The following is a 24,425-nucleotide window of genomic DNA, read 5'->3' as shown; positions in this document are numbered from 1 at the left end:
TGAAATAAAAATCTGCATCCTTACCTTCTCCTATTTTAACTAATATTACCATGTTTTTGCAAATTTTAGTATGTTTTTAATAACATCATAATTCTAAACTTTATAAATTTGCAATTTAAAAACTCAAATTGTTGAAAAATTACTCTCTCATTTTATTTATGATTGTCCTTGCTTCATGTGCATCCGTTAGGAAACATAATGAGCAAACAGTATCTTTTCTTTCACCTGAGGAACTGAAAGAGGATGTGGACTATGCTTATTCAAAAATCCAGGAACTGCACCCGCAGCTGTATTGGTATATATCTAAAAGGGAATTGGACCGTAAGTTCGACAGTGTAAAAAGTACCATCGACCGACCTCTTACCCCTCTTCAGTTTTATTTTAAGCTTCAGCCTGTTATTGCAGATATCCATGAAGGTCATTTAGCTTTAAAAATACCCAGAAAAAAGTATACAAACAAAGAACTGAGGTCACTTAAAAACAGAAAGGCCCTATTCGGACGCTTTGAATATTATGTGGAGGAAGACCGCCTGTACATCACAGAAAACAAAGATTCCATAGAACACATCAAACCGGGAACCCAGATCTTATCTATTAATGATGTACCTGTCTCCGACTATATCCGTAAATACAATCACCTAATTACGAGTGATGGCTTTAATACTACCTTCCAGCCTTATTTCATGAAGGACATGTTTTTTAATTTTTATACAGCAGAAAAAGGACTTTCGGACAGTGTAAAAATTGAAACCTTATATCATGATCAAAAAGCCACCTATACTTTGAAAAGGGAAAACAAGACCTCTTCGGAAATTCAGAAAGATAAAGAACTTACGAAACCTAATCCTGAAAAAAGAATAAATGATTATGTAGCCATCAATGACTCTTATAACAGGAATTTTAAATTCCTGAGCCAGGACAGCTCTGTGGCTTATATAAAAATTAAAAGCTTCTCCCGTAGCTATTCGGATAAGTTCTATAAAGAAGCTTTCGGTAAAATAAAAAAAGCCGGTTCCTCCTACCTGATTATTGACGTAAGAAATAACTACGGAGGGTCTTTATATGAAATCAACAATTTATATTCTTACTTAGCTCCTGAACCTTTTATCCTGATCAAACCTTCACAGATAACATCCAAGCTTACACCTCTGAGAACCAATTATTTCAGGAAAAGTAATCCTTTTCAGTATGCATTTAAGAGCATTATATACCCCAGCTATGTTTTTGCACAGACGTTCAGCACTTATAAAAAGGACGGAAAGGTATATTACAGAATGAAAGCTGCAAAGCCTACTAACCCCCAAAAAGATGCTTTCCATGGAAAAGTATTCGTATTGATTAACGGAGGAAGTTTTTCCGCTTCTTCCATTATCACCTCAAAACTTAAAAATGACAAACGCGTGGTCCTTGTAGGTGAGGAAACCGGTGGTGCCAATGATGGAACGGTAGCAGGATTTTATTCCTATCAGCAATTACCTCACTCCAAAATAAAGCTGCCCATAGGTCTTCTCCTTGTGCAGCCCAATATTAATTTTACCCATACTCAGCGGGGAGTTATTCCGGATGTAAAAATTAAAGAAACCATCGAAGATATTATTGAAAAAAAGGATCCCCAGCTGGAATGGGTACAACATGAAATTGCGAAGGAAAAAGCTGAAAGTATACCGGAATAATTGTAATATTACGTATGCTCAAAATCTTCCTCCAAATTTTTAAATATACTGTATTCTTTATAACAGGATGGTTTCTGATTCATTCTTTATACATCATTAACGATGGCCTGACCGACACCCTACAAAAGGCTGATATCGCTGTTATTCCCGGGAACAAAGTAAATGAAGACGGCAGCCTGTCCAAAAGGCTGGAAGCAAGATTAAACACAGCGTTTGAGCTCTACAAACACCAAAGGGTAAAAAAGATCATCGTAAGCGGCGGATTAGGTAAAGAAGGTTTTTATGAGGGTGATATAATGAAAGATTATCTTTTATACAAAGGGGTTCCCGATTCTCTTATCATCGTTGATAATTACGGAAATAACACCCAAGCTACCGTTGATCATACATTAGCTATGAGAAAAGATCTGGGTTTTAACAGCATTATTGTCGTTTCTCAATATTTCCATGTAAGCCGAACTAAAAAATTATTTAAAGAAAGAGGATTTTCAAATGTGAGCAGTGTAAGTCCGCATTATTTCGAAATAAGGGATCTCTATTCTATTATAAGGGAGTTTCCGGCTTATTATATACAATAAAGTTCGGGCGGGCTTTCAGCCCGCCCGAACTCCTCATCAATTTAATTTATTATTTTATTAAAATATATAATCCGTACTTAAAAAATTGGAATCGTGATCTCTTACAATGGTATTCAACAGTTCTTTATTGGAATCTGTTACTTTAGCAGCTACCAGGGAACGGATCGAAAAGGAACGTAAGGCATCAAACACGGATAATGTTCCTTCTGCGCTGTCCTTTCTTCCGGTAAACGGAAATACATCCGGACCCCGCTGTGCCTGACAATTGATATTCACACGGCTCACCAGATTAACGAACGGATCGATCAATTTAGCCACTTCCTCAGGATCTTCACTGAAAATGCTTACCTGCATTCCGTGGGATGCATTCACCTGATAATCGATAGGTTCGTCTATATTTTCAAAAGGGACCACAGGAATTACCGGACCAAATTGTTCTTCATGATACAGTTTCATCTCATTGTTAACCGGGTAAACTACTGCCGGAAACACAAAAGAAGCTTCATTATATCCTCCGTCTTTATTTAAAACCTGCGCTCCTTTAACTAAAGCATCTTCTATACATTCCTGGAGGTAAGGAGGTTTATTGATTTCAGGCAGCGGTGTTATTTTTACATCTTTTTCCCAAGGTAAGCCAGGTTTCAGTGCAGACACCGCTTCGCTTAATTTTCTGGTAAACTCTTCTGCTACATCCTTCTGAACAAATATAAGCTTAAGGGCCGTACAACGCTGACCGTTAAAAGATAACGACCCCAGTATACATTCACTTACTGCTACATCGAGGTTGGCATGTTTAGTGACAATAGCCGCATTTTTAGCATCAAGACTTAGAATAGCACGAAGTCGGTTCACTTTAGGATGGAGTTTTTTCAGTCCATTTGCTACTTTACTGGAACCAATGAAAGCCAGCACATTCACTTTTCCGCTTTCCATAATCGGGGTAATAATTTCGGAACCTTTACCGTAAAGTGTATTAACAGTTCCTTTCGGAAAGGCTTCCTTAAATGCATTCAATAAAGGATAATGGGCCAAGACTCCATGTTTGGGAAGCTTGAATAAAATAGTGTTTCCCATGATCAGAGCAGGAATCAATGTCGTGAAGATTTCATTAAGAGGATAATTGAAAGGTCCCATACTGAGAACCACCCCCAGCGGAGCACGTCTTATCTGGGCAATGGTTCCTTCCGCCTGCTGAAAACGGGAAGACTCGCGGTCCAGATCTTTTAAAGCATCAATCGTCTGGTTGATATAATCTACCGTACGGTCGAACTCCTTGGTAGAATCTGCCAATGTTTTTCCGATCTCCCACATCAGCAGCTTAATTACAAGATCCCTTTGCTGGATCATTAAGTACACAAATTTCTGCATACATTTTATACGCCCTTCCACAGACATTGTAGGCCATTCACCCAATCCGTTATCATATGCCTTAACACAGGCGTCCAGCACATGCATTGCTTCTTCAGGACCGATATTGGGAATGCTTCCCAGCAATTTTCTTTCCAGGCCGTTTTCCGTAGGAATGCAAACCGGTGAATAAATATTCGTCACCTCTCCTTTCCATTCTACCAATTCTCCATTGAGCAGGTATACCCTTTGATGAATTTCTTCTACTTTAAATTCATCGGGGATTTGGTTTTCACTTTTAAAAATTTCATGAAATGAGGGACTGTTTTGTATTGAATCCATAAATGTTTATTTTTTTATCATTGAATTATAAAAGTCCGGTACGGACTTTTGCTCTATTAAAGGTAAAGGATATCATCCGTTTTAAGAATAGCCGATTAATAGATTTATTCTATTTGAAAATAAAAACTCAGCTTATGCTGAGTTATGCTCCTATTGCTTTTATAAAAGATCCTATCTTTTAGTGGATTTAAGTGCCCAGAAAATAAGTAGCGGCTGCATGAATAGTCTTGCCAATCTCTTTCCATCTGTATCAAGTCCAAAACTATTTTTTCTATTTTTGTACTGGGCATAATTTCCGGGAAAAACGGCAGTAAAAAAAGCGGCTGCTATTTTACCTGTTAAAGATTCATATTTCTTCGGTGCTGCAATTACTGCCGTACCTAATGCTATTTCCGCTATCCCTGAATAGACAACCGTATCATCTTTTTTCAGCGGAACCCAATCTGGAACCTGCGCTCTAAATTTTTTTCTGGCAAAAGTCAGGTGTCCTGTTCCTGCTAATATAAGCATGGCTCCTAACCCGTATTTGGCTATTTTCTTAATGGTTTGTGATTTCATAATATTATTTTTTAATAATAAAATCAATAATGATTCCAATAATGTAAATAAACCGGCAAGCCTAACCTATCATCTCTGATATATTTATGTTCCAGCAGACTCAAAGGATTTAAAGAGTTTCTACGGCAGCTAAAAATATTGTTGTTTTACAAACAATAGTGGTTGGAGTGATCGACTTCGGTGGGTATTGAAACAGTGTTGTGGGGGAATTTTAGAAGTTCTTGTTGGGATTACGGGAAACCGTAAGGAGAGGGGGTTGGAGTTGTGTAGATTTGGAAAATCAAATACATTATAAACAAATAATTAGTATTAGGGCTCATATAAGTTTAACAATTTACACATTTTAAGATATGTATAGAAAAATTGGACTTTTTTTTCTTTCACTATGGCTTTTATTTTTAATGGTAATCATTATTACTATTGATGTTCCATTTTATTTAAAAAAAGATTTTGAATTTGTTGGATTTAAATATTTAATTATTAATAACATAATCCCTTTATTTTGTCTTCTAGCTCTTATTACCGGCCTAATTTCTTATTTAGATTTTAATTACCAAGTAAAAGGGACTCCACAACTCTCATTTAAGATCTCTAAAATCGAAAATATTGATTATGAACATTTGACATTTCTAACTACATATATTATTCCTTTAGTCTGTTTTCAATTTGAAAATATTAGATATTTAGTCGTCTTTACTTTAATACTATTCATTATTAGCATAATCTATATAAGAACTGATTTATTTTATGCAAATCCTACTTTAGCAATACTTCAGTTCAGAATATATAAAGTTGATGGAGAATTTCGCAATGGGGAATTTCGAAATTCAAAAATACTAATTACAAAAGATAAATTGACTATAGATGATAGAGTAAAGTATTTTAGACTTGACGAAAGAATTTATTATGCATTTAAAATAACATCAGATGAATAAAACTCAATTAGACGAAGCCTTAAATTTCCTATTTAATCCCCAAGGAGAATTACAAATTATTATTTATGCACTGACAAACCAAAATGAGGAAGCAAAAAAATTAGATATCAAAGAAAGTGATTTATCTATCTTTAAAACTTTATTTGTTAACTCAGTTAAAAACTCAATTATTGATAAAAATGATTTCGTCATTTTGCCTTTATCAACAGCTGATGAAAGAGGCAAATCTTTTTATCAATATGACTTAGAAATTCCTAACCAACTTCAATTACTAGAATCAGTTATCGGCAATGATAGATTAAATAATTTCAACTTTCAACACTCAAAATTTTCAGATATCAAAGCTTTAATTATTGTTTTTGCAGATAATAATAATGAGATTACGTTGTTTAAAAAAATTTCTCCTATTGAAATAATTGGAAGGGGAGGAAATCTTTTAAAAAAATCTAATCAACGATTAGAAAAATTTGATGAAGAATTACTTAGAATTTCCGCCAAATTTCAAGTAATAAGAGTAAATAATGAAATTATCATCATAGATTTATTATCTATTGAAAAAAGTTTTGGAATTCATGATGTAATTATTCGCGAAGCTAGTGTAAGCCTTGAATCTGTTAATCAAATGAATATCGTTTCAAATATTGAATCTCTTTCAGAACTTATAAATGATATTACTTTTGCAAGAAAATTAACCAAAATTGCAAGAAGTTCACCTGTTTTAAGATTAAGGATTCCAAACTTAAATATTATAACTTTTGCTAAAACACATCCTTTAACTAAAAAGAAAATAAGATTAAATGCCGATGAAACCAAATTTAATTTAGACACCCGCGTTTCAAAAGAGTTATTTATAAAAATATTAAATGATGACTTACTAACATCAGAACTAACTAAATTATATTATGACACTCTGGCTAAAGATGGAATTGAAGTAGAAGAGGAGAATAATATAGAAATAACTTAAATATTTAAGAATTGTAAGTTTATATATAAGATAAAATTCTTTTTAACTTAAAAAGATAATTTATATCTTATTCTCACACTCAAGACATTTCCTTAAAGCCTGCTATTCAGCAGGCTTTTTTAATTATTTCAAAAGTTTTAAAACAAACCCTCATCCACAAAATTCGGAAGTGTCACCTTTAAATTCGGTTCTATTTCCATTGCCCTTTTAATAGCAAAAACAGCCCCTTCATTCCTTGCCCAGCTTCTTCGGGAAATTCCGTTATTCACATCCCAGAACAGCATAGATTTTAATCTTCGGTCCGCATCATCACTTCCATCCAGCAACATTCCGAAACCTCCGTTGATCACTTCTCCCCAGCCTACTCCGCCACCATTATGAATAGATACCCATGTAGCACCACGGAAGCTGTCCCCAATTACATTCTGAATCGCCATATCCGCTGTAAACCTCGAACCGTCATAAATATTCGATGTCTCCCTGTAAGGCGAATCCGTGCCGGAAACATCATGATGGTCCCTTCCTAAAACTACCGGGCCTATTTCACCGTTTTTAATAGCTTTATTGAATGCTTCTGCAATTTTCATTCTCCCCTCTGCATCCGCATAAAGAATCCTCGCCTGGGAACCGACTACCAGTTTATTTTCCTGAGCTCCCTTTATCCACTGGATATTATCTTTCATCTGCTGTTGGATCTCCTCCGGGGAATTCTGCTGGATCTCCTCTAAAACCTGACAGGCTATATCATCCGTTTTCTGAAGATCTTCAGGTTTTCCACTGGTACATACCCAACGGAACGGCCCAAATCCATAGTCAAAACACATAGGACCCATGATATCCTGAACATAGCTCGGATATCTGAACTCTCTTCCCAGCTCAGGATTTTCAGCCATAACATCCGCTCCTGCCCTTGATGCCTCCAAGAGAAATGCATTTCCGTAATCAAAGAAATAAGTTCCTTTCTCCGTATGCTTATTAATGGCTGCCGCATGTCTTCTCAAACTTTCCTGAACCTTGTCTTTAAACAGTTCCGGATCCTCTGCCATCATTTTATTCGATTCTTCAAAGCTCTGTCCTACGGGGTAATATCCACCCGCCCACGGATTATGCAGAGACGTCTGATCCGAACCGATATCTATTCTTAAATTCTCCTGATCAAATTTTTCCCATACTTCCACCACATTTCCAAGATAAGCCAGAGACACCGTCTCTTTATTCTGCTGAGCTTTTTTTACTCTGTCCACTAACTCATCCAGATTTTCATGAATTTCATTCACCCATTTCTGGTCATGACGGATTTTAGTGATCTTTGGATTTACTTCCGCACAAACCGTAATACAACCCGCAATATTTCCTGCTTTCGGCTGTGCACCACTCATTCCTCCTAATCCTGAAGTCACAAATAAACCTCCCTTAGGATCTTTCTTTATCTTTCTGAAAGCATTTAAAGCTGTAATAGTCGTTCCGTGAACAATTCCCTGTGGACCTATATACATATAACTTCCCGCCGTCATCTGTCCGTATTGGGTAACTCCCAACGCATTAAACTTTTCCCAGTCATCCGGCTTGGAATAATTGGGAATCATCATTCCATTGGTTACCACCACTCTCGGTGCCTCCTTATGAGAAGGAAATAATCCCATCGGATGTCCCGAATACATTACCAACGTCTGTTCATCCGTCATTTCCGATAAATATTTCATCGTAAGAAGATACTGCGCCCAGTTCTGAAAAACCGCTCCATTTCCTCCATAGGTAATAAGTTCGTGAGGATGCTGGGCTACCGCATAATCCAGGTTATTCTGAATCATCAGCATAATCGCTTTCGCCTGCTGGGATTTCCCCGGATATTCAGTAATAGGCCTCGCCTTCATTTCATAATCCGGACGGAAACGATACATATAGATCCTGCCATATTTCTCTAATTCTTCTCTAAACTCAGGTAATAACTCTGCATGAAACCGTGCATCAAAATACCGTAAAGCATTCTTTAAAGCCAGTTTCTTCTCTTCTTCCCCTAATATTTCCTTACGCTTGGGAGCATGGTTAATATTCGTTTCATAAGGTTTAGGCTGTGGCAGCCGATTGGGTATTCCCTGTTGTATCTGTTCCTGAAAAGTCATCGTATAGTTTTGTTTTGAATATTTCTGGTTTTAAAGATATTCAAATTGCAAAATACAATGCAACAAAACTGAAAAATTCCCCTCTTCCGGAGGGGTGGATTCAGAAATTCAAAGAATTTTTGAAGACGGGGTGGCCCCATAATGCTGTATAATAAAATCCTCCAGCTCCCTCATCACAACCGAAAGATTATTCTTAACATCAAAATCAGTTACCCGAAAAACCTTCAGTCCCAACGATTCCAGAAACGCCTGCCTGATCCCGTCATAAACCTGCTTCTCATCATGACTTGAGCCATCAACTTCAATAACAAGCCCTAGTGTTTTTACATAAAAGTCAACGATATAATTACCAATGATCCGTTGTCTGTCAAAATCTATCGTATGAAATGTCCGGGCACGTACCTGTTTCCAAAAGAGAACTTCACTGAGAATGCCTGCTTTGCGTTTATCTCTTACATATATTTGAAGACGGGAATTGTAGGGGAGATTTTCTACGAAGTTCCGGCGGATGGGGATTCCGTGGATTTGGGTGAGGATTTCCATTTGTGTTTTGGTGTTTTTTGATAATATTGATATTTCCACCCCGGCTTCTCTTTTTAATCGAAGCCCCCTCCAAGGGAGGGGAATTGATTCGTGGGGAAAAGGTGGGTTGGTGGATGTTTTTTCAAAAATAAAAAACCTTACCGGTTTTGGTAAGGTTTCTATATTGCTATTCTATTAAATCATCGTTTTCTTCTTCGTGGTCATCTTCATTGTCACTCAGACTCCAATAATTATTTTCTTCATCTTCCGAGCCTATCTCTTCCATTTCATCATCGTCATCAATTCCCGGAATATCTAGCCCTTTATCTATTTTATCTTCATCCTGATCTTCATCCAAAATCGGATTTCCATCTCCATCCAATGGAATGTGCTTTTCCTGATTAAATAAATCTTCATCAGGGTTATAATCCATTTCTCTTAATTTACGGTTCTGTTCATTAGTATTATCTTCTGGTATCATAATTTGAGTATTAATATTGATGGATAAAGAACAAAAATAGTTCCAACATACTGCTTAATCTTAACTTTTTAATATACTTCCGGATTAGCACAATGTGGCATTTTCTCTCCTTTTGAAAAAGCAATGATATTTTCCGCTGCTAATCTAGCCATTCCACTTCGGGCTTCCATAGTTGCTGATCCTACATGGGGCAAAACACATACATTGGATAACTGTAAAAGAGGATCATCCTGGGACATGGGTTCAGGATTGGTCACATCTAAACCTGCTCCCCAGATCTTTCCGGAAGTCAGTGCATCGTAAAGATCGGTCTGATTATGAAATCCTCCCCTTGCTGTATTAACGAAGATGGCACCAGGTTTCATTTTTTCAAATACCGATTTATTGAAAAGATCAGCATGTTCAGGAGTATAATTGGCATGAACACTCAGAACATCAGATTGTGTAATCAGTTCTTCAAAGGAAACATAAGTGGCATTCAATTCTTTTTCTGCCTGCTCATTTCTGTGCCTGTTGTGATAGATAATGTTCATATCAAAGGCCCTGTGAGAGTTTTTAGCCATTTCAAAACCTATTCTTCCCAGCCCGAATATTCCTAATGTTTTACCATACAATTCCTGGCCGAGCGCTTCCAAAGGATCAAAAAGATCCCAATTCCCATCCTTTACTTTCTGAAAGTTATAGCTGGCTCTTCTGGCTACGGACTGCATTAATAAAAAAGCAGTATCAGCAGTTGCTTTACTCAATACATCGGGGGTATTTCCAACAGGAATTTTCCTTGCATTAGCTTCTTTAATATCTACATGATCGAATCCTACGGAATACAGAGCAATAGCCTTAACCTTAGGAAAACGGTCAAAGAAATCTTTATCAAATTTATTAATTCCTACATTCAGAATCGCGTCCGCATCTTTACAGTATTCTCCCCATTCTTCCTGGACGAGATTTCCATTTTCGGGAATAATTACATTCAAACCTGCTTCTTTCAGCATGTTTATGCCTATTTCAGGTATTCTTTTATTGATAAATACGTTCATTGATTTTATGATTATTAGGTGTTTCGTATGAGAGGATTATTACTGATTGGTATTATTCAGCATAGGAACAAATTTATAAGCTCCGAATTCTTCTTTTTCAAATTCCGTTAATGAAACTTTTGTAAAACGGTAAAGGACCTGTTCATCGGTAGGCCCTAAAGGGATCACCATTTTTCCGCCCACTTTCATCTGCTTCAATAATTCCATGGGTAAAACGGAAGCCCCACAAGTTACAATCACTTTATCAAAGGGAGCAAAAGTAGGGAGCCCAGCAAATCCGTCCCCAAAGCTTTGAAATTTAGGACTTAAGTGCAGTTCCCTGAACTTCTTCTTAGAAAAATCAAACAGTTCTTTCTGTCTTTCTACGGTATACACAAGACCTTTCATAGCTATCAGAACAGCGGTCTGATATCCACAGCCTGTTCCTATTTCCAATATTTTCTCTCCGGGTTTTACCTGTAGCAGCTCAGATTGTTCGGCTACCGTTGAAGGATGCGAAATCGTTTGATTAGCCAATATGGGAAAGGCACGATCTTCATAAGCGAAGTCCTCAAAGATACTTTCAATAAACAGATGTCGGGGAACTTCACTCATTGCTTTCAGCACATTTTCGTCCGAGATCCCAATTTTATGTCGAAGATAATCGACCAAAATCTTTCTTTTTCCTTTATGTACAAATGAATCCTGCATTGCACAAAAATAGGGATTAGATTTCAGATTTCAGAGCACTGCTATGAGTTTTTTCATTAGTAAAGTCAGGTATCCGATAGATAAAATATCATATTGAATTTATATCTTTACAAAAATTTAATCTTATGTTAAAAGCGGGTTTGGTAGGAGCCGGACATCTGGGGAAAATACATTTAAAACTTCTTAACCAATCGGAAAAATACGAACTGATCGGTTTCAATGATAAAGATATTGAAAACGGAAAAAAGCTTGAGGCTGAATTTGGATATCGCTATTTTGAACATCTTGATGATTTATTGAATCAAATTGATATTCTGGATATTGTAACTCCTACTCTTTATCATTATGATTATGCTCTTAAAGCTATTGATAAAGGGCTTCATTTTTTTATTGAAAAACCAGTCACTCAAACCCTTGAACAGGCAGAAGAAATTTTATCCAAATGCCAGGAACATCAGATTAAAGCACAAGTAGGCCATGTAGAAAGGTACAATCCTGCTTTTATTGCTACTAAGGAGTACATTCAGAACCCTATGTTCATTGAAATTCACAGGCTAGCGGAATTTAATCCACGGGGAACGGATGTTTCAGTGGTATTGGATTTAATGATCCACGATCTTGATATTTTGCTGAGCATCGTAAAATCCAAAGTAAAAGATATCCATGCCAGTGGTGTTTGTGTAGTGAGTAAAACTCCTGATATTGCTAATGCCAGGATTGAATTTGAAAACGGCTGTGTGGCTAACCTTACTACTTCCAGAATTTCCATGAAAGCGATGAGAAAAAGCCGTTTCTTCCAGAAAGACGCTTATATCTCCGTGGATTTTTTAGAGAAAAAGGCAGAGGTGATTCGTATGAAAGATGCTCCGGAGAACCCTACTCCTTTTGATATGATCATTGAAAATGCTGATGGGGAGAAAAATCAGATTCTTTTTGAATATCCTGATATACAGTCGAATAATGCTATTTTGGATGAGCTGAATTCTTTTGCGGATTCTATTACGGAGAATAAGAATGTGGAGGTTTCTTTGGCTGATGGGACTGAGGCTTTGAAGGTGGCTTTGGAGATTATGAAATTGATTGGTTAGTTTTTTCTCGCAGATTGAGTAGAGGATAAAAGGTTTTTTGTGGTTGAATGTTTAGTGGTGGATTGAGGCTCTGAAGGTGGCTTTGGAGATTGTGAAATTGATTGGATAGTTTTTTTCTCGCAGATTGAGCAGATGACGCAGATTTTTTTTAATAGATGGCTATTTTAATAGGTGTGGTTATATGGATGATGGGGTGATTAAGCTGGAAAGTTATAGTTTAATTATGGAGGAGGGGTTATAGCTTTATTAAAGGGTGTTAATTGGTGTGGTAAATAGGCTTGTAAATAGGGAGGAGAATATATTTTTTGAGAGGAGGGATTTATTATATTTTTTTTTATGGGTGCTTAGGGCTTGAAAAACTTTTTAGTTTCTTTCAATAATTTTTGAATATATTTGTGATCTCATCAATATAAACTCTAGTTCTAGAAAATAATCCTTATAAATTTTTTAAATTATAATTATGAAAAGAGCCATACTATTGTCCGCATTTTTATTGTCTCAATTTGGGACATCCCAATTGTTAAAAACCAATGGTAAGAAAATTATTAATGATAAAGGTGAAAATATACAGCTTAAAGGTCTCGGATTAGGTGGATGGATGCTTCAGGAAGGTTATATGCTGAAAACGGCCGAATTTGCAGGTCCTCAGTATAAGATCAAAGAGAAAATCGCTGACCTGGTTGGGGAAGACGGAATGAATGATTTCTATAAAGCTTATCTTAAAAATGGGATTACCAAACAGGATATTGATTTTCTGGCCAAAGCAGGATTTAATTCGATCAGGCTTCCCATGCATTATAATCTCTATACCCTACCCATTGAAAAAGAACCTGTAAAGGGCCAGAATACCTGGCTTGAAGAAGGTTTTAAAATGACCGATGACCTATTGAAATGGTGTGCTGCCAATAAAATATATTTAATTTTAGATCTTCATGCAGCTCCCGGAGGTCAGGGAAATGATGTCAATATATCGGATAACGACAAATCAAAACCTTCTCTTTGGGAAAGTGAAGAAAATAAAAAGAAAACCATTGAGCTATGGAAAAAACTTGCCGAACGTTATAAGGATGAACCCTGGATCGGAGGTTATGACCTGATCAATGAGCCTAATATTAATTTCACAGGTAAAAATCCAAACGGAACTGATGAAATGTCTAATGCTCCTCTTTGGAAACTTCAAAAAGATATTACGGAAGCCATCCGTAAGATTGATAAAAAACACATTATCATTCTGGAAGGAAACGGCTGGGGAAACAACTACAATGGACTAATTCCCATCTGGGATGACAATATGGTATTCAGTTTTCATAAGTACTGGACCAATAATGATGATAAAGCCCTGCAAGCTATTATGGAGCTGAGAGATCAACATAATATGCCAATCTGGCTGGGAGAAACCGGAGAAAATTCCAATGTGTGGTTTACAGAACTTATCCAGCTTTTAAATAAGCATAATATAGGATACGCTTTCTGGCCTATGAAAAAAATTGACAATACTGCAGGAATCACCAATGTAAAAATCACGCCTGAATATCAAAAGCTTCTGGATTATTGGACCAACGGCGGAGAAAAACCTTCGAGAGATTTTGCTTATAAGGCTTTAATGAAAATCGCTGATAACTATAAGTTTAATAATGTAGAAATTAAAAATGATGTTGTTGATGCGATGTTCCGGCAGGTTGATGAGGCTTCTACCCTGCCTTTCAAAAACCATACGGCGCCAGGCAGAGTCTTTGCTACGGAATATGATCTGGGAAGAATAGGTTCTGCCTATCAGGATAATGATTTCATCAATCTTTGGGTAAGTGATCCCGAAAAAAGATCAGAATGGAATTCCGGTCACCAGATGAGAAATGACGGTGTGGATATTTATTTATGTAATGACCAGATAAGCAATCAGTATTATGTAGGAAAAACAGAAACGGGTGAATGGCTGCAATATACGATTCAAAGTAAATCTGATAAAAATTATACGGCTGATATCCGCTACGCCAGTGAAAAAGGTGGTGCTCTTACCATAACCGATACTTCAGGAAAGGTATTAACGCGTATTTCTTTACCTTCTACAGGAGGTTCAGAAAACTGGAAAACCTTTACTTCTAAAGGTCTTAATCTTAAAAAAGGGGAAAACAAAATCAGGATCCGGTTTGAAAATGATGGTATTAACCTAAATTATTTTGAACTGAAATAATATTTATCTTAAATTGCCAATCCCTTTTAGAATCTAAAAGGGATTTATTTTAACACCATAATCTATGAAAAAATTAGCATTTCTTTTTATCCTTGTCAGTGCATTTATATCCGCACAGGAATCCGTTCTGAAACAACAAATTGAGTCTATTATTAACGGGAAAAACGCCAGTGTGGGAATCTCCGTACTGGAACTTGACAGCAAGTCTAAATTCAATATCAATGGGGATAAAAAACTTCCTATGCAAAGTGTCTTTAAATTTCACATTGCTGCTGCCGTCCTGGATTTTGTGGATAAAGGAAAACTCTCTCTGGATCAAAAAGTTATTGTAAAGAAATCTGACCTGCTGGATAATACATGGTCGCCCCTTCGTGATAAATATCCGGATGGCGGTGTGTGGCTTTCTTTAGATGAAATTATAAAATATACGGTGGCTCAAAGTGATAATAACGGATGTGACATTCTTTTAAGACTGATTGGCGGAACAGAGACTGTTCAGAAATTTATGAATTCTAAAAGGGTTAAAGGCTTTCAGATTAAGTTTAATGAAGAAGAAATGCATAAGGACTGGAATGCTCAATATGAAAACTACAGCACTACCAATTCTATCACAGATGTATTGAAAAAGTTTTATAAAGGCAAGCTTCTTTCTAAAAAATCCACAGATTTTCTTATGAATGTTATGCTGGGGACTACCACAGGCACTAACAAATTAGTGGAACAGCTTCCTAAAAATACGCCTGTCGCTCATAAAACGGGATCTTCGGGTAAAAATAAGGATGGATTAACGGGTGCTGAGAATGATATGGGAATCATCACTCTTCCCAACGGCAAACATTATGCAATTGCCGTATTTGTAAGTAATTCCAATGAATCAGAAGAAACCAACTGCAAAATTATCTCCGATATTTCCAAAGTAGTCTGGGATTATTTTAATAAATAATTTAGAAAGCTTAATTTTAAGCGTCAAAATAATACCTGTCCACTCAGGTTCATTAAAGCTATGAAAAGTGTCTTATTACTTATCGGTTTTTGCTGTTCTGTCTTCCTTTTTGCACAGAAGAACCAGAGCTATTTGTCTATTGGCTACACCAGCATCTGTTGCGGTACACCGTCTGAGGAACCGGTAATTAATTATATTAAACAATTCCAGAAAAAAAACAGGCTTAAAGAATTTGAAGTTCTTATACAAAGGGGCTTGGGAAGAGAAGGTGAGTTTGAATTATATATAGGTGTCGACCAGCTTTCAAAAGCTCAAAAGAGCCGATTTATCAACGGACTTCAAGCAACACTTACCACACAAAATTCTCAAAGAAAGCCAAACAAAGACGGATTTGTCAATTTTGATGAGGCCCAGGTTCTCACTTCAAAAGACCTATCAGATTTCAAAAATTTAACGATCTATAAAAATTTAAAAGAGGAAAAATGAGTAAAAACATTGTAGTTATCGGAGCTGGAACCATGGGGAATGGTATTGCACATACTTTTGCGCAAAGCGGTTTTAAAGTCAGTTTAGTGGATGTATCGCAGGAAGCTTTAGACAGAGGGTTAAAAACCATTACTACCAACCTTGACAGAATAATTGCAAAGGGAAACCTTACTGAAGAGCAAAAAGCGGAAACTTTAGGTAATATCTCCACTTTTACAGAGCTTAAAAACGCTGTGGGAAGTGCGGATCTGATTGTAGAAGCTGCTACCGAAAACCAGGACCTAAAGCTTAAGATATTCGGGCAGATGGATGAATTTGCTCCTGCCAACTGTATTTTAGCAACCAACACTTCTTCTATTTCCATTACTAAAATTGCGGCGGCTACCCAAAGACCTGATAAAGTAATCGGTATGCATTTTATGAATCCGGTTCCTATTATGAAACTGGTGGAAATTATCAAAGGATACTCCACTTCCAAGGAAACCTTTGATGCTATCTACGAAATGAGTAAAACCCTGGGAAAAGTTCCTGTAGAAGTTAATGACTACCCGGGATTTGTTGCAAACAGGATATTAATGCCGATGATCAATGAATCTATTGAAACTCTTTATAATGGTGTAGCCGGCGTAGAGGAGATCGATACGGTAATGAAGCTCGGCATGGCTCATCCTATGGGACCACTTCAACTTGCGGATTTTATAGGTCTTGATGTATGCCTGGCTATCCTTAACGTAATGTATGACGGATTTAAAAATCCTAAATACGCTCCTAACCCTTTATTGGTGAATATGGTAATGGCCGGTAAACTGGGAGTAAAATCAGGGGAAGGATTTTATGATTACTCGGAAAGCAAGAAAGCCGAAAAGGTTTCAAGCATGTTTTTGAAATAGTTTTTCATGAGGATAAAAGAAAAGTACATTCAAATATCATTGGTCATCATTACTTTAGTGATGACCATTTTACGTTTTTTAATGAATGAGAAAGGAAGAGTAAACCCTGATTCCATACGCTATATGAGGTTTGCCCACGGACTTCCTGAAATCGATAATACCACTACTCCACTGGGCTATCCTGCCGCCATTAAATTTTTCACATTTTTCGGTCCGGATGAGTTCTGGAGCAGTAAGATCATCGGGATCCTTGCTTTCTTATTTATCATTTATTTTGCCTGGAAGAAGAATTTTTATCTGAGAGAATGTATTGTTCTCAGTGCATTGTTCAGCTTTCTTTCTATTTATTCCTATACGATGAGTGAAGCACTCATTCTTCCTTTTGTTTTGCTTTTTCTTTATACAGCCCAGCTGATCATTTCAGGAAAACTTGAAAAAGGAAAGGCTATCTTTTATTTATCTTTAAGCTTAATTGCCCTGTATAACATCAGGTACAGCGCCCTGTTTATTATTGGAGCCACCGGCCTCTACGGTCTGCTGATATGGAAAAGAAAATATGCATCCACCTTTATTATTTCAGGAGGAATAGGCTTTGTCTTTGTTGTTCTCTATAAGTTTCTGTTTATAGATTATTTTAACGAAAACTATGTACAGACCTTTTTAGAGATGGGACTTCACTCTACTTCTGAATTACTTATAGAGCTATTCCAGGGATTATGCACCACCTTCAACCCTTTTGTTCATATAGCAAACCCAACGGGTGGGATCATCAATTACGGCATTTACGGGATTGGACTTCTGAATATCTGTCTCATGGTCTTTTTATTTTTGAGAAGAAAACTCTCTCATACTGAGTTTTTCTTTGTATTTATAGGTGTTACAGGAATCATATGCTCTTATTTCATTCAATATTTTTATTCGGTGAACGAGATGGATTACCGTTTACTGGCTCCTTTCAGCTTCCCGATATGGCTGGTTTATTTTAGGAAACTGTTTCAGCTTTTTGATATAAAAGTATATGTGATCGGGGTTTTGAGCCTTATGTCCGGGGCTTTGTTTACCTGGCTTTCGAAAGGAAACTACCTGGAAAACAGAAAAAAGATGACCGAGTTTTTACAATCGGAGAATCTGGATAAGGTTCCGCTTAAGTTCTATCTTGAATCGGAAGGTGATCTGGAAAAGATACAAATTGCAGAATTGATCAGTACAATAAACCCTCAAATCAAAGTAACTTTTACGCCTAAAGACAGCTTACAAAAAACAACACTCACCAGATATAAAGTTTTACAAAAAATTAAAATCGACAAGAATAAATATCAATAATTTTATTATCTTTGAGAAAGTTTAAACATTAAAAAAATGAAGTTACCAAAGTTTTTATTAGCGGATAATTCTGAGTTCCCTGAAGATTTATTCGTAGTTCACACAGAATATCCAAGGTTTATTCTTAATGTAGAGGAGGAAGAAGTTGAATGGCTGGATGACTTGGAAGGAGACGACGAAGAAACTATGGCAGATGAGGCTACAAAAGTAGTGGAAGCTGCTTTTAAGTGGTGTGATGAAGAGTTGGCTAAATACGACGAAGAGGAAGAAGATTAATCAATCCAATATAAAAAAGGAACTCAATTGAGTTCCTTTTATTTTTTATTCAGCTTTATTGAATTTCAATAACAGGAGGTTATCTTTATACAGTTCCAGTGTGGAACCTACCACTACATATTTATTGGCTTTCTGTACCATATCCATGAAGTTTTGTTCAACACTCATATTATCACACATCATTCTTGTAGAACCCATTTGCCCGGCAGTAAAATTTCCTGTAGCCGTATCCATCGTTAAGGTTCCGAAGTAATTATTACATCCCGCGTTACCACTGATTTTTTCTCCATCTATGTTAAGCGTCGGAACTTTTCCTTTAACGTTATCTGCTAATGTCCATTTGGTATTGGCCAATGAAGGCTGAGCTTTACCTACTTTTGAAGCAGACGAGCTGGACATTGTCCCACACGACACTAAAACAGCTGCCGTACATAGGCTTAAAAAAAGATTTTTCATTTTTATTCTTTTAATGTATAATCAAAGTTAAGGATTTTATATGATTCGTTCCTCTTTAAAGTATTAGGATTTTATTAGATTTTCATTATACAAAAATAACCTCTTGTGCTAAGAGGTTATTTTTATTATTTATCAATATTTTTTCAATTATGATCTTAATTCTGCATTAAATTCTTTCTGGAATGATTTCACCAAAGAATCCATTACTTCGGAGATTTCTTTCTCTTCCAGCGTCTTTTCTTCATTCAAAAGCTCAAAGCTCAATGCATAAGATTTTTTACCTTCCGGCAGATTCTTCCCTTCATATACATCGAACAGGTTGATATTCTTAAGATAAGGGGATTTATTCTTTCTGGCTGTCTGATAAAGATCCTGGTAAGCCACATTTTTATCGATCAATAAAGCAAGATCTCTTCTGATTTTATTGAATTTAGGGATATCCTTAAACTTCAGAGTATCTTTAGAACGCAGCTCCTGTGCCAGTTCCAGTTCTATTTCTGCATAAAAACATTCCTGATCTATATCAAATTCTTTTAACATAGCCGAGGAAACCTTCCCTATTCTAACAAGAGCTTTTCCATTAACTTCATAAGCCAGTGCATCGGAGAACCTTTCATCTGCTAAAGCCACTTCTTTATATTCTATTCCCAATCTTTCCAGCAATACTTTTACATAGGCTTTAAGATTATAGAAATTAGTTACAGATTTCTGTTGAAGCCAGTTTTCGGCCACATCTCTTCCTGAAATCAGGATGGCAAGCTGTTTTCTTTCTTCATACTGATCTTTTTTATGGTAGATCTTTCCGAACTCAAAAAACTTGATGTCCTGGTTCTTTCTGTTGATATTATAAATCGCATTCTGGAGAAGTCCTTCCATTAAAGATTTTCTCATAAATGCGAGATCATTGCTTAAAGGGTTTAAGAGCTTTACCGCATCTGTCTCATCTTTTACAGAAGTTAATGAATTATTCATCACTTCATAAAAACCTAAACTCTGCAGGCTTCTTGCCCAGCTGTTTTCCAGTTCATCCTGATCTTTGGAGCTTAGCTTAACGGGTGTAAAGGATATTTTCTGAGGGGCATCAATTTTATTATATCCGTAGATTCTGAGGATCTCTTCGATTACATCAATCTCCCGTGTTACGTCTGCTCTGTAAGCGGGAACAGAGATTTCAAATCCGTTCTGAATTTCATTCAATACCTGAATATCAAGGGCTTTTAAAATTTCTTTTACTTTTTCCCTGTGGATTTTTGTTCCTAAAATCTGTTCGATTTTTGAGAATCTCAATATGATATAGCTATCTTCTATTTTCTGAGGATATTCTTCCAATAACTCTCCTACCAGTTTTCCTCCTGCCAATTCCTGAATCATCTTGATAGCATGAGTTAATGCCGTTCTTGTAATGCTTGGATCCACTCCTCTTTCAAATCTGAAAGATGCATCGGTATTCAATCCATGGAACTTAGCTGCTTTTCTTACTGCTACCGGATTAAAATAGGCACTTTCCAGGAATATGGTTTTGGTATCACCTGAAACTCCGGAATTAATACCGCCAAAAACACCGGCAATACACATAGGATGGTCTTTACCGTCTTTGATGATGATTTCGGAACCGTTTAATGTTCTTTCCACATTGTCGAGGGTTGTAAACTTAGTTCCTGCTTTTACCGTTCCTACTTTTACTTTTTTGCCTTCAATTTTATCGGCATCAAAGGCATGAAGAGGCTGCCCGTATCCATGAAGAATATAATTGGTGATATCTACAACATTATTAATAGGACCTAATCCTATTGCTTTCAGCCTGTCTTTTAACCAAGCGGGTGACTCCATTACTTTTATATCTTCAATAATAGCCCCGATATATCTTGGCGTGAGTTCCGTGTCTTCCACCTCAAGGGTAAAGTCATGGGAACCTTCATTTTCTAAAGCTTCTGATGAAATTTTCTCAAACTGGGATTTTTGCTGGTTGGTAGAAAGAAATGCGTGTAAATCTCTTGCTACTCCGTAATGAGACATAGCATCAGTCCTGTTGGGCGTTAATCCTATTTCAAAAACCTCATCGCTTGTCAACTCAAAATAATCTGCAAAATTCTTTCCAACCTCAAATTTAGTTTCATCCAATACCATAATACCTCCATGGTCTTCACTTAATCCTAATTCATCTTCGGCACAGATCATTCCCTGAGATACTTCTCCTCTGATTTTAGCTTCTTTAATTTCAAAAAAGCTTCCGGTTTTATCATAAATTTTAGTTCCTACTACTGCTACGGGAACTGTCTGTCCTGCTTCTACATTGGGAGCTCCACAAACGATATTCAAAATTTTTCCATTCCCAACGTCCACTGTAGTTTTCTTAAGCTTATCGGCATTAGGGTGCTTTTCACAGGTAAGCACTTTTCCAACAACTATTCCTTCTAAACTTCCTTGTATGCTTTCAAACTTTTCTATTCCTTCCACTTCAAGGCCTATATCTGTAAGAAACTCACCGATTCTCTCAGTTTTTAATTCTGTACTTATATAGTCCTTCAACCAATTTTTTGATATTTTCATGTTTTTATTTTGAAAATTTTATTTGAATTTTTGCGTTTACAAATGTCGTGTTTTTTTAAGAGATAGAGAAATTTTGAGTTCTGAAAGTCTCCAAAAAGGAAAAGAGGCTTTATAATAAAACCTCTTTTTTCTTTATCTTTCAGATGAATGTTACAAACCTATTACCGGCATTGACAACATTAAAATATTTTCTTCTTCTTCAAGACCGTCAAGAGGTTCTATAATTCCAGGTCTGTTGGGTTGAGACATCTTCATGGTAATATCATCGGAACCTAAGATGGTCAGCATTTCGGTTAAAAATTTAGAGCTAAACCCGATGTTAATATCTTCTCCGTTATAATCGCATGGAATCTGCATATCCGCTTTGTTTGCATATTCCGTATCTTCTGCATGAAGGTGAAGAATATTTGCGGACAGTTTAAATCTCACCTGGTTGGTAGATTTATTGGACATAATGGAAGCCCTTTTAATGGCACTTAACAATAAGTTCCTGTTAATTGTCAATACATTCGGGTTTTCTTTTGGAATTACCGCAGTATAGTTAGGATATTTCCCGTCGATCAGTCTACATATCCAGATGTGGTTACCAAAAGTAAATTTAGCCATGTTCTCATTGAAGTCGATCGTTACATCATCATTGGAGCTGGCTAATATATTTTTGAAGATATTCAAAGGTTTTTTAGGCATAATGAATTCCATAGGCTCGGCATTCATCAGGTCTGTTCTTTTGTACACTACCAATCTGTGAGAATCGGTAGAAACAAAGTTGGTTTCATTTTCCCCAAACTGGAAAAGAACACCTGTCATTACCGGACGTAAGGAGTCATTACTTGTCGCAAAAAGTGTGTTTGTTAGGGCTTCGGATAAAACACCTGCCGACATTGTTACACTTTGTGAAGCGTCAAATTCAGGAAGCTCCGGATAATCATCCGCATTATCCAATGCTACGGCAAAGTTATCTTTTTCATCTAATATTTCAAGCTGACTTCCTGTCCCTTCTTCATTATCTTTTACAGATAAAGTAAGAGGCTGCTCTCCATAGGTTTTTATAAAATCCTGAAAAATTTTGGCAGGCACCGCAAATTTCCCTGAATCATCGGATTTTCCTTCTAAAGAGGTTACAAGAGTTGTTTCACCGTCAGATGCTGTAATGGTAACATTATTCCCGTTTAACTCAAAAAGATAATTTTCTAAAATCGGTCTGGATTGAGAGCTTGATATTACCCCACTTACAGTTTGTAATGCCTTTTGCAATTCACCACTTGAAACAATAAATTTCATAGATTTAAAATATATTTCTACAAATATAATAAATAGAAAACAGATTTAAAAAAATAATAGGGAGAGTTATCAACATTAACTTCTGTTTTTTTCAATTAAGTCACTATTTATTGAATTTATAAATGAAGCATTTTTTTATGAATTAATGAATCCCGATAAGATTATTTATGAATACTTCCAAGATTGAATGGCTTTATTTCTAATCATCAATCTTTTAATAATATACACCACAAAAAATATAAAATTCCGCATACCTGATAAGAAAAAAATTAACAGTATATTTGTTTATAAATCCTTCCCGGATATGCGTAAACCTCCAATACACAGAAGTATTTTCAATGCTTTTAAAGGTGTTTATTTAATGATTACAACCGAACGGAATTTTAAAATAGAATTCACTGCATTTCTTATTAATATTTTTCTGATTTTCTATCTTCAATTAAGTAAAACCGATGCCTTACTCATTCTTATGGTGTGTTTTGGAGTCCTGTGTGTAGAAACCGTCAATACGGCCATTGAGAAGCTTTGTGATATTGTGCAGCCTGATTTTGATAAAAGAATCGGTTTCATTAAAGATATTGCCGCAGGTGCCGTAGCTCTTATGACTTTCTTATCTATTATTACGGGAATCTGCATCTACTCGAGCTATATTTCTTTTTAAAATATTTTTTCAAAAATTAGATAAGTAATTATTTATTCCTAATTCTTTCCTAAATATGATTTTACTTTTGTTATCATTAAAACAATTATAACATTAAAGTAATACAAACAATGAAAAAATTTATTTTTATTATAGGACTTGTTTCGGCAACTTCTTTAGGTTTTGTCTCGTGCAGCGATGATGACAATAATGACTATCAGGGTCAGAATACTTCCATTACAGCCAGTGATCTGCCAACTACTGCAAAAAACTTTATCACTACCTATTTTAATGGTTCCACCGTTCAATCAGCGAGTCAATATTCATCTCCGAATATTCACAATTCGGTATATACGGCTTTATTAAACAACAGTTTTGAGATTGATTTTGATAAAGACGGAAACTGGACGGAAGTGGAAAGCAAAACAAAACAGGCTATCCCGGAAAGCTTTTTAACTCAGGAGGTTCCGACTATTTCTGATTATGTAAAAGCCAACTATCCATCCAACTGGATCGTCAATATTGAAAAGGAAAACTACGGATATTCAGTAGAATTAAATAATGACCTTGAGCTTATCTTCAACCAGTCCCAGCAGTTTGTAGCAATTGATCTGGATAATGATAAGGATAACGAAGAGGTAATTAATAATGCTGATCTTCCCCAGGCAGCTAAAAACTTCGTGGGACAAAATTTTGCAGGTGCAGAATATGTGATGGTTAAAAAAGAAACTGAAAATAACCAGGTAACCTATGAAGTATATTTATCTACAGGATATAAAATTGAATTCAATGCTTCCGGAGATTGGACTGAAATTGAAAGCAAAACAACCAGCTCTCTTCCTTCTTCTGTAATTCCGGCTGCTATATCAACTTATATTACTACTAATTATGTCGGTTATGTAATCAGTGCCATAGAGAAAGAAACTTACGGATATGTGGTAGAGGTAACGAAGGGGAATAATGATGTAGATTTAAGATTCAGTTCTACAGGAACATTTTTAGGTATAGATGACTAAAAAGACGTTAGTTTTTTTTCTTCATATGATGTATA

23 protein-coding genes are annotated in these 24,425 nt (G+C 36.1%); 13 read left to right on the top strand and 10 right to left on the bottom strand.

The window, feature by feature from the left end:
* Positions 1-131: 131 nt before the first annotated feature.
* Both ABJ974_RS06365 and ABJ974_RS06360 read left to right on the top strand, forming a co-directional pair.
* A complete protein-coding gene (locus ABJ974_RS06365) occupies positions 132-1,673 on the top strand; it encodes a S41 family peptidase (RefSeq protein ID WP_419870548.1) in 1,542 nt (513 codons plus the stop codon).
* 14 nt (positions 1,674-1,687) lie between these two features.
* Entirely contained in the window at positions 1,688-2,251 is a 564-nt protein-coding gene (locus tag ABJ974_RS06360) for a YdcF family protein (RefSeq protein ID WP_419870547.1), read from the top strand.
* Between the two features lie 57 nt (positions 2,252-2,308).
* Here the strand turns inward: ABJ974_RS06360 and ABJ974_RS06355 are convergent, their stop codons facing one another.
* Together ABJ974_RS06355 and ABJ974_RS06350 are read right to left on the bottom strand one after the other, a co-directional pair.
* Complete coding sequence (locus ABJ974_RS06355) at positions 2,309-3,940, bottom strand: NADP-dependent glyceraldehyde-3-phosphate dehydrogenase (protein WP_419870546.1); 1,632 nt, start codon at positions 3,938-3,940, stop codon at positions 2,309-2,311.
* Between the two features lie 171 nt (positions 3,941-4,111).
* On the bottom strand, positions 4,112-4,498 hold the full coding sequence (locus ABJ974_RS06350) for a DoxX family protein (RefSeq protein WP_419870545.1): 387 nt from the start codon (positions 4,496-4,498) through the stop codon (positions 4,112-4,114).
* Positions 4,499-4,848: 350 nt separating this feature from the next.
* Here ABJ974_RS06350 and kwaA point away from each other — a divergent pair, with 350 nt between their 5' ends.
* Both kwaA and kwaB read left to right on the top strand, forming a co-directional pair.
* The gene (gene kwaA / locus ABJ974_RS06345; RefSeq protein ID WP_419870544.1) at positions 4,849-5,433 is read left to right on the top strand and encodes an anti-phage protein KwaA; all 585 of its coding nucleotides are present in this window, start codon (positions 4,849-4,851) and stop codon (positions 5,431-5,433) included.
* On the top strand, positions 5,426-6,397 hold the full coding sequence (gene kwaB / locus ABJ974_RS06340) for an anti-phage protein KwaB (protein ID WP_419870543.1): 972 nt from the start codon (positions 5,426-5,428) through the stop codon (positions 6,395-6,397). The genes kwaA and kwaB overlap by 8 nt, the downstream gene beginning before the upstream one ends.
* A gap of 137 nt (positions 6,398-6,534) precedes the next feature.
* Here kwaB and ABJ974_RS06335 read toward each other — a convergent pair whose 3' ends face one another.
* The 5 genes from ABJ974_RS06335 to ABJ974_RS06315 all read right to left on the bottom strand — a co-directional run bounded on the left by ABJ974_RS06335 (position 6,535) and on the right by ABJ974_RS06315 (position 11,250).
* Positions 6,535-8,520 (bottom strand): urocanate hydratase, encoded by a 1,986-nt coding sequence (locus ABJ974_RS06335; protein ID WP_419870542.1) that lies wholly within the window; start codon positions 8,518-8,520, stop codon positions 6,535-6,537.
* Positions 8,521-8,628: 108 nt separating this feature from the next.
* Positions 8,629-9,063 (bottom strand): endonuclease domain-containing protein, encoded by a 435-nt coding sequence (locus ABJ974_RS06330; protein ID WP_419870541.1) that lies wholly within the window; start codon positions 9,061-9,063, stop codon positions 8,629-8,631.
* Positions 9,064-9,229: 166 nt separating this feature from the next.
* Positions 9,230-9,523 carry a hypothetical protein gene (locus tag ABJ974_RS06325; protein WP_419870540.1) on the bottom strand — a complete coding sequence of 98 codons (294 nt, stop codon included), beginning with the start codon at positions 9,521-9,523 and terminating at the stop codon, positions 9,230-9,232.
* Between the two features lie 68 nt (positions 9,524-9,591).
* On the bottom strand, positions 9,592-10,560 hold the full coding sequence (locus ABJ974_RS06320) for a 2-hydroxyacid dehydrogenase (RefSeq protein ID WP_419870539.1): 969 nt from the start codon (positions 10,558-10,560) through the stop codon (positions 9,592-9,594).
* Between the two features lie 39 nt (positions 10,561-10,599).
* Positions 10,600-11,250, bottom strand: coding sequence for a protein-L-isoaspartate(D-aspartate) O-methyltransferase (locus tag ABJ974_RS06315; protein ID WP_419870538.1), 651 nt, complete (start codon positions 11,248-11,250; stop codon positions 10,600-10,602).
* Positions 11,251-11,375: 125 nt separating this feature from the next.
* Here ABJ974_RS06315 and ABJ974_RS06310 point away from each other — a divergent pair, with 125 nt between their 5' ends.
* The 7 genes from ABJ974_RS06310 to ABJ974_RS06280 all read left to right on the top strand — a co-directional run bounded on the left by ABJ974_RS06310 (position 11,376) and on the right by ABJ974_RS06280 (position 18,447).
* Positions 11,376-12,338 (top strand): Gfo/Idh/MocA family protein, encoded by a 963-nt coding sequence (locus ABJ974_RS06310; RefSeq protein WP_419870537.1) that lies wholly within the window; start codon positions 11,376-11,378, stop codon positions 12,336-12,338.
* Between the two features lie 460 nt (positions 12,339-12,798).
* A complete protein-coding gene (locus ABJ974_RS06305; RefSeq protein ID WP_419870536.1) occupies positions 12,799-14,529 on the top strand; it encodes a cellulase family glycosylhydrolase in 1,731 nt (576 codons plus the stop codon).
* Positions 14,530-14,593: 64 nt separating this feature from the next.
* A complete protein-coding gene (gene bla-A, locus ABJ974_RS06300; RefSeq protein ID WP_419870535.1) occupies positions 14,594-15,472 on the top strand; it encodes a CGA/CIA family class A beta-lactamase in 879 nt (292 codons plus the stop codon).
* A gap of 60 nt (positions 15,473-15,532) precedes the next feature.
* Positions 15,533-15,958 carry a hypothetical protein gene (locus ABJ974_RS06295; protein WP_419870534.1) on the top strand — a complete coding sequence of 142 codons (426 nt, stop codon included), beginning with the start codon at positions 15,533-15,535 and terminating at the stop codon, positions 15,956-15,958.
* Positions 15,955-16,848 (top strand): 3-hydroxybutyryl-CoA dehydrogenase, encoded by an 894-nt coding sequence (locus ABJ974_RS06290; protein WP_419870533.1) that lies wholly within the window; start codon positions 15,955-15,957, stop codon positions 16,846-16,848. Before ABJ974_RS06295 ends, ABJ974_RS06290 begins: the two co-directional genes overlap by 4 nt.
* 6 nt (positions 16,849-16,854) lie before the next feature.
* Positions 16,855-18,171: a hypothetical protein gene (locus ABJ974_RS06285; protein WP_419870532.1), complete on the top strand. Its 1,317-nt coding sequence runs from the start codon at positions 16,855-16,857 to the stop codon at positions 18,169-18,171.
* A gap of 36 nt (positions 18,172-18,207) precedes the next feature.
* A complete protein-coding gene (locus tag ABJ974_RS06280; protein WP_002977986.1) occupies positions 18,208-18,447 on the top strand; it encodes a hypothetical protein in 240 nt (79 codons plus the stop codon).
* Positions 18,448-18,492: 45 nt separating this feature from the next.
* On the opposite strand, the gene ABJ974_RS06275 is transcribed toward ABJ974_RS06280, so the two are convergent.
* The 3 genes from ABJ974_RS06275 to dnaN all read right to left on the bottom strand — a co-directional run bounded on the left by ABJ974_RS06275 (position 18,493) and on the right by dnaN (position 22,734).
* The gene (locus ABJ974_RS06275; RefSeq protein ID WP_419870531.1) at positions 18,493-18,903 is read right to left on the bottom strand and encodes an META domain-containing protein; all 411 of its coding nucleotides are present in this window, start codon (positions 18,901-18,903) and stop codon (positions 18,493-18,495) included.
* 147 nt (positions 18,904-19,050) lie between these two features.
* On the bottom strand, positions 19,051-21,453 hold the full coding sequence (gene pheT, locus ABJ974_RS06270) for a phenylalanine--tRNA ligase subunit beta (protein ID WP_419870530.1): 2,403 nt from the start codon (positions 21,451-21,453) through the stop codon (positions 19,051-19,053).
* Positions 21,454-21,603: 150 nt separating this feature from the next.
* The gene (gene dnaN / locus ABJ974_RS06265; protein ID WP_419870529.1) at positions 21,604-22,734 is read right to left on the bottom strand and encodes a DNA polymerase III subunit beta; all 1,131 of its coding nucleotides are present in this window, start codon (positions 22,732-22,734) and stop codon (positions 21,604-21,606) included.
* Positions 22,735-23,038: 304 nt separating this feature from the next.
* On the opposite strand from dnaN, the gene ABJ974_RS06260 reads away from it, so the two are divergent.
* Positions 23,039-23,395, top strand: coding sequence for a diacylglycerol kinase family protein (locus ABJ974_RS06260; protein ID WP_419870528.1), 357 nt, complete (start codon positions 23,039-23,041; stop codon positions 23,393-23,395).
* 110 nt (positions 23,396-23,505) lie between these two features.
* Positions 23,506-24,390 (top strand): PepSY-like domain-containing protein, encoded by an 885-nt coding sequence (locus tag ABJ974_RS06255; protein ID WP_419870527.1) that lies wholly within the window; start codon positions 23,506-23,508, stop codon positions 24,388-24,390.
* The last annotated feature ends 35 nt before the right edge of the window (positions 24,391-24,425 follow it).

The organism is Chryseobacterium sp. CT-SW4, from assembly GCF_048572715.1.
Lineage (GTDB): Bacteria > Bacteroidota > Bacteroidia > Flavobacteriales > Weeksellaceae > Chryseobacterium.
Note: the sequence above shows the minus strand (reverse complement) of the source record. Positions and strands in the feature narration are given on the sequence as shown.

Bases quoted from the DNA above. Each gene is read 5' to 3' on its own strand.
- ABJ974_RS06360 (WP_419870547.1), top strand. From the start codon at position 1,688: ATGCTCAAAATCTTCCTCCAAATTTTTAAATATACTGTATTCTTTATA.
- ABJ974_RS06355 (WP_419870546.1), bottom strand. From the start codon at position 3,940: ATGGATTCAATACAAAACAGTCCCTCATTTCATGAAATTTTTAAAAGT.
- ABJ974_RS06350 (WP_419870545.1), bottom strand. From the start codon at position 4,498: ATGAAATCACAAACCATTAAGAAAATAGCCAAATACGGGTTAGGAGCC.
- kwaA (WP_419870544.1), top strand. From the start codon at position 4,849: ATGTATAGAAAAATTGGACTTTTTTTTCTTTCACTATGGCTTTTATTT.
- kwaB (WP_419870543.1), top strand. From the start codon at position 5,426: ATGAATAAAACTCAATTAGACGAAGCCTTAAATTTCCTATTTAATCCC.
- ABJ974_RS06335 (WP_419870542.1), bottom strand. From the start codon at position 8,520: ATGACTTTTCAGGAACAGATACAACAGGGAATACCCAATCGGCTGCCA.
- ABJ974_RS06330 (WP_419870541.1), bottom strand. From the start codon at position 9,063: ATGGAAATCCTCACCCAAATCCACGGAATCCCCATCCGCCGGAACTTC.
- ABJ974_RS06325 (WP_419870540.1), bottom strand. From the start codon at position 9,523: ATGATACCAGAAGATAATACTAATGAACAGAACCGTAAATTAAGAGAA.
- ABJ974_RS06320 (WP_419870539.1), bottom strand. From the start codon at position 10,560: ATGAACGTATTTATCAATAAAAGAATACCTGAAATAGGCATAAACATG.
- ABJ974_RS06315 (WP_419870538.1), bottom strand. From the start codon at position 11,250: ATGCAGGATTCATTTGTACATAAAGGAAAAAGAAAGATTTTGGTCGAT.
- ABJ974_RS06310 (WP_419870537.1), top strand. From the start codon at position 11,376: ATGTTAAAAGCGGGTTTGGTAGGAGCCGGACATCTGGGGAAAATACAT.
- ABJ974_RS06305 (WP_419870536.1), top strand. From the start codon at position 12,799: ATGAAAAGAGCCATACTATTGTCCGCATTTTTATTGTCTCAATTTGGG.
- bla-A (WP_419870535.1), top strand. From the start codon at position 14,594: ATGAAAAAATTAGCATTTCTTTTTATCCTTGTCAGTGCATTTATATCC.
- ABJ974_RS06295 (WP_419870534.1), top strand. From the start codon at position 15,533: ATGAAAAGTGTCTTATTACTTATCGGTTTTTGCTGTTCTGTCTTCCTT.
- ABJ974_RS06290 (WP_419870533.1), top strand. From the start codon at position 15,955: ATGAGTAAAAACATTGTAGTTATCGGAGCTGGAACCATGGGGAATGGT.
- ABJ974_RS06285 (WP_419870532.1), top strand. From the start codon at position 16,855: ATGAGGATAAAAGAAAAGTACATTCAAATATCATTGGTCATCATTACT.
- ABJ974_RS06280 (WP_002977986.1), top strand. From the start codon at position 18,208: ATGAAGTTACCAAAGTTTTTATTAGCGGATAATTCTGAGTTCCCTGAA.
- ABJ974_RS06275 (WP_419870531.1), bottom strand. From the start codon at position 18,903: ATGAAAAATCTTTTTTTAAGCCTATGTACGGCAGCTGTTTTAGTGTCG.
- pheT (WP_419870530.1), bottom strand. From the start codon at position 21,453: ATGAAAATATCAAAAAATTGGTTGAAGGACTATATAAGTACAGAATTA.
- dnaN (WP_419870529.1), bottom strand. From the start codon at position 22,734: ATGAAATTTATTGTTTCAAGTGGTGAATTGCAAAAGGCATTACAAACT.
- ABJ974_RS06260 (WP_419870528.1), top strand. From the start codon at position 23,039: ATGCGTAAACCTCCAATACACAGAAGTATTTTCAATGCTTTTAAAGGT.
- ABJ974_RS06255 (WP_419870527.1), top strand. From the start codon at position 23,506: ATGAAAAAATTTATTTTTATTATAGGACTTGTTTCGGCAACTTCTTTA.